Source organism: Leifsonia sp. SIMBA_070, assembly GCF_046534635.1.
In the GTDB taxonomy this organism is placed as follows: domain Bacteria; phylum Actinomycetota; class Actinomycetes; order Actinomycetales; family Microbacteriaceae; genus Leifsonia.
On record NZ_JAWRYK010000104.1, the window covers coordinates 1 to 332 of the forward strand.

Genomic DNA, 332 nt, shown 5'->3' on the forward strand with positions numbered 1-332 from the left:
CTGGCGGTTTTCCTGCGCACCCGGTCCTTTCCGCTGGCGGCACAGCGAACCGCCCTGTATCTGGCTGTCGCCGTGGGCCTCAGCGCCGCAGCGCTGGCAGCGCTGCGGTTCCTCCCCGGTCAGCCTTGGGTGGTGGGTCTTGTTGTCCTGGGAACCGCGGTTTCCGCTGCCGCGGCGCTGACCCTCGTGTTTCCGGACCACACGCTTGCCCGCTTCCGGCTGGTGGCCAAACGAATGGAATCAGTGGCCATTCTGGCGTCGATTCCACTGGCTGCCGGACTATTTGGCGTCTTCGCCCAGCTGCTGGGGAGCTTTTAGATGAACGGGGTCTT

1 protein-coding gene is annotated in these 332 nt (G+C 65.4%); it reads left to right on the forward strand.

The window, feature by feature from the left end; all coding sequences use genetic code 11:
• Positions 1-318: hypothetical protein (locus SB754_RS19605; RefSeq protein ID WP_410784070.1), on the forward strand; the 318-nt coding region annotated here is incomplete at its 5' end.
• Between the last annotated feature and the right edge of the window lie 14 nt (positions 319-332).